The sequence below is a fragment of the Nonomuraea longispora genome (genome assembly GCF_004348345.1).
Classification (GTDB): domain Bacteria; phylum Actinomycetota; class Actinomycetes; order Streptosporangiales; family Streptosporangiaceae; genus Nonomuraea; species Nonomuraea longispora.
The window spans coordinates 1-3,939 of sequence record NZ_SMJZ01000363.1 but is presented as its reverse complement, the minus strand read 5'-3'; the positions used below and the strand labels follow the sequence as shown (position 1 = coordinate 3,939).

Below are 3,939 nucleotides of genomic sequence, written 5' to 3'. Positions count from 1 at the left end.
GGGCGGGCACCGGCTGGGCGCCAGGGGCGAGGATGCTCATCACGTCGCCCGCCGACGCCGAGAAGGTCACGGTGCGCTGGTCGGCCGGGTCGGACTGCGCCGGGACCGCGGGTTTGACGGGCTCGACCAGGTCGGCGAGGCCGGAGGAATGGTTGCCGGAGGAATGGTTGGACGCGGCCGGCTGGCGCTGCGGCAGCGGACCCTGGACGGTGGTCGCGTCGGGGTCGGCGGAGGCGGCCACGGGCCGCGGCCTGGCGCTGCGGTCGGCGCGCTTGCCCGGACGCTCCGAGCGGCGCTCGGCGGGCCGGCTCGCCGACCGGTCCGCGGGACGCTCGCCCCCGGACTCGGCGGGACGCTCGGCGCGGCGCTCGGCTCGCTGCTCCGCGGGACGCTCGCGCTCGACGGGACGGGAGGCGCCCTTCCTGGCCGCCACGGTGCCACCGGCGCCGAAGCCGCCCTCCTCCGCGTCGCTGCGGATGTTGGCCCAGAACTCCTCGTCCTCGTCGTCGGAGGTCGGGTTGCCCCACTCGTCGACACCACGCCGGCCACGCTGACCGCTGCGTGCCGGCTTCGGCGCCTTGGGCTGGTCGATCGGGCTGAAGTCGGGGCTGAAGTTTCTCATCCGCGGCTCGTGCGCGGCGAACTCGTCCGTGGAACGAGCGTGGGTCGACTCCTCCTTCTCGGCCATCTCCTTCAGCCGTTCCGGAGGAAGCGAGCTCTCCCTGCGGTTCATCGAACGCATGCCCAGTGCCACGACGACGAGCACGAGGAGCACGACAGCGACCAAGCTCACTACGACCGCGATCATTGCACCACCCTCAAAGCCATGGCCTCCCTTTGGCACCGATGAGATCGCGCGGCCATCGACGCGATCTGCCCCCTTTGATCACCAGTGCCTAACGATTGGATCTGATTCTGTCGGACCACTATGAGCGTTGTCACACCCTACGTGAAGAATTGGTACATCTGCACTACACGTCGTGTCTGATCCCTCACCGAGCGTTGACCGCGGTGAGCCGTCCCCGGGCTATGGTCCGGTCCGCGATCTGCTTCAAGATCTCGGGAAGGTCGAGGGGAGGGGCTCCCTGCTTCCTTTCGACCTTGTCGTTCAGCGTGTAGACGGTGAAGCGGTAGGTGCCCGGACCGCAGGGGGGATCATAGCCCGGCTTCCCGCTCGGCAGGGGCGCCTGGCCGGTTCCTTCCGGGGGCTCCTCGGCGGCGTTGGGGCCCAGCTCGGTCGTGGTCGCCGGGATGTTGTAGAGCACCCAGTGCACGGTGGACGTCGATGGTGTATGGCTGTCGACCACGATCGCGATCGACTTCGCCTTGGGCAACGGCTGGCTCGACCAGCGCAGCGGCGGGCTGCCCTGGGCGCCCTTGCAGGAGTAGTCGCGTGGCAGCGGCTCGCCCTCGCGCAACTCCGGGCTCGAGACATGGACCTCCGCGATGTCCTCGGCCTGGGACCGGCCGATGAGGCTGCCGCAACCTGACAGTGCGAACGCGACGGTCACCGCTGTCACACCGACAGCGATGCGGCGCACGGGTGTCGCCGTGTTACACAGCCCCATGACGGACGATGCTACGCGCGTCTCGGCGGTGTGCAGACCGTTTCCCGATGGTCGGTGGCCGGTAAAGGATCCGAAACCGGTCAGAATCACGGCATCTCAGCCGTGAGGTTGCACACAAGGACCCTGCTCCACCCCCGGAGGACCTGGATCGGGCCTTCCCTCCGGACCCTTTCTGGCCTGCTGGTTCACCGTGGCGGGCAGCGGACGTGATCACGGAGCGTGACCCGACAAGACGGACATCGCGCTGTTCTCCGAACATACAGAAAAATCAGGTGCGCCAGATCGTACAGAACGGTAGAGAGGGTCGGTCGCGGGGCACCGCGCGCGCGAACGGCGGCTGCCACGTGCGTGAGGGCGCTCGCGCTGTGGTGCGGTCTGCGCTCGCCGGGCCTGGCTGGCACGAACGTGGCGCCGCCGACGTGGCCATGCTCGACAGCCTGCGGCAGGCCGCCATCGAGCATGGCACCCGCCCACGGAGGCCGTCGGCAGACACGCCGGGACGGCCCGTCGATCTTTACCACCCTCGAAGCCGATCTCCATGCCGGATTCGCGCCCTAAGCTGGTGCTGTGACCTCATCAGGCCCGATCCGTGATCCGGCGAATCGCGTTTCGCCCAAGGCCATCCGCCTGTGGTTGTTCGAGTCGTTGATCGCGTTCGTGTTCTTCCTGGGTGGTGCGCTGCTGGTGGCGCAGTGGCTCGACGGCAGCCGATGGTGGTGGGTCCCCGGCTGGTACGCCGACAACTCCTGGCTCCTGCCGGCCGCCGTGGTGGTGCTGCTGCTGCCGTTCCTGGTGGCCGAGCCGTTCGTACGGTACGCCGTGCACCGCTGGGAGCTCTCAGGCGACGTCGTCTACGCCAGGTCGGGGTTCCTGACCAGGGAGTGGGTTTTCGTGCCCGTGAGTCGCATCCAGACGGTCGACAAGGGCCAGGGGTGGCTGGAGCGGATGCTCGGTCTGGCCACGCTGGAGATCCGCACCGCGTCCCATGCCGGTTCCTCGACGATCAAGGGCCTCGACTACGGCGAGGCGGCCCGGCTCGCGGAGCAGCTCGCGCACCGGGCGGAAAAGCTCAGGGACGATGCCACGTGACCGCCTCGCGACGGCCCAAGGAGCTGCGATGACCGGCGGCGCACCTCACGACAGCCCTGAACCCTCATCCGGTGGCGACCCGCCGCGGCCGGACGACGCCACTGCGCCGGGCCCCGGAGGAGGCGGACACCCCGATCAGGCGGCCCCCCAGCCCTGGACGGTGCAGCCGCACCCGGGCGGCCCCCCGCCCTGGGAGCCGGAGCGGGCTCCGGGCGGTCCGCCGCCGCCCGCCGGAGGTCCGGAGCAGCCCCCTGGCGGCCCTCCGCCGCCCGCCCGTGCGCCGCTACGGCTGAGCCCCAAGGTCCTGCTCATCGATCCGGTACGCATGCTGCCCTCCCTCCTGCTCCCCCTGGTCGGGGTCCTGTTCGTGGGTGGCTTCTCGGCCAGGTCGTACGGATGGGCGGCCCTGGGCGTGGTCGGCACCGTGGTGTTCGCGATCGTCAGGTGGGCCACCTTCACGTACGAGATCGTCGGTGACCGCCTCGAAACGAAACGTGCGCTGATCAGCCGGTCCGTCCGTACCATCCCGCTGGAGCGGATCCGCGGCGTCGACGTGTCGACGCCGCCGATGCACCGGCTGCTCGGCCTGTCCGTACTCAAGATCGACACGGGGGCGAGCGGCGGCGACGAGGAGGCCGAGCTCAACGGGGTGACCCTGGCGGAGGCCGAACGGCTCAAGGCGGTCCTCCTGCGCCGCGCGGCCCGTCCTGCCGCCGACGCACCCGGCGCCCAGGAGCCGGAGCCGGCCGAACAGCCGATCATCCGCGTCCCGCGCAGATGGCTGCTGTACGGGCCGCTGTCCGGCGCGTACCTGCTGACCCCCTTCGCGCTCCTCGGCGGCGCGGTCGGGCTCACCTTCCAACTGGGGGACGACCTGGGCTTCGGCCGGACCGCCGCCCTGACCGTAGGGGAGTGGTTCTGGGAACGCCCCTACCTGCTGCTGGTCGTGGCCCTGCTGCTGGTGCTGGCGATGCCCTTCCTGGGCGGGCTGATGTACGCGGTCTTCAACTGGGACTTCTCCCTCAAACGGCGCGACCGCCACCTCGTGGCCGAACGGGGGCTCATCAACCGGCGCAGCGTATCGCTGGAGTCGGCGCGCGTACGCGGCTACGAGATCGTCGACGGCCTCGCGGAACGCTGGGCGGGTGTCGTACGCGCCTGGGCCATCGTGACCGGGCTCGGCGATTCGGAGACCCGCGGCCAGCTCCTTCCCGACGTTCCCCGTGCCGTGGCCTTCCAGGTGACCGGCGACGCGATCGGCCCCTTCCGCGCGGACCTGCGC

At 70.4% G+C, this 3,939-nt stretch carries 3 protein-coding genes and 1 pseudogene; 2 read left to right on the top strand and 2 right to left on the bottom strand.

Annotated features, from left to right (window positions below; genetic code table 11):
- Positions 1 to 808 (bottom strand): annotated as a pseudogene (locus tag E1267_RS42935) (hypothetical protein); the annotation flags it as partial.
- Positions 809 to 992: 184 nt separating this feature from the next.
- Entirely contained in the window at positions 993 to 1,568 is a 576-nt protein-coding gene (locus tag E1267_RS42930; protein ID WP_132341946.1) for a YbhB/YbcL family Raf kinase inhibitor-like protein, read from the bottom strand.
- Between the two features lie 567 nt (positions 1,569 to 2,135).
- On the opposite strand from E1267_RS42930, the gene E1267_RS42925 reads away from it, so the two are divergent.
- On the top strand, positions 2,136 to 2,657 hold the full coding sequence (locus tag E1267_RS42925) for a PH domain-containing protein (protein ID WP_246064725.1): 522 nt from the start codon (positions 2,136 to 2,138) through the stop codon (positions 2,655 to 2,657).
- 325 nt (positions 2,658 to 2,982) lie between these two features.
- The coding region (locus E1267_RS42920; protein WP_165960118.1) for a PH domain-containing protein at positions 2,983 to 3,939 on the top strand (957 nt) is incomplete at its 3' end.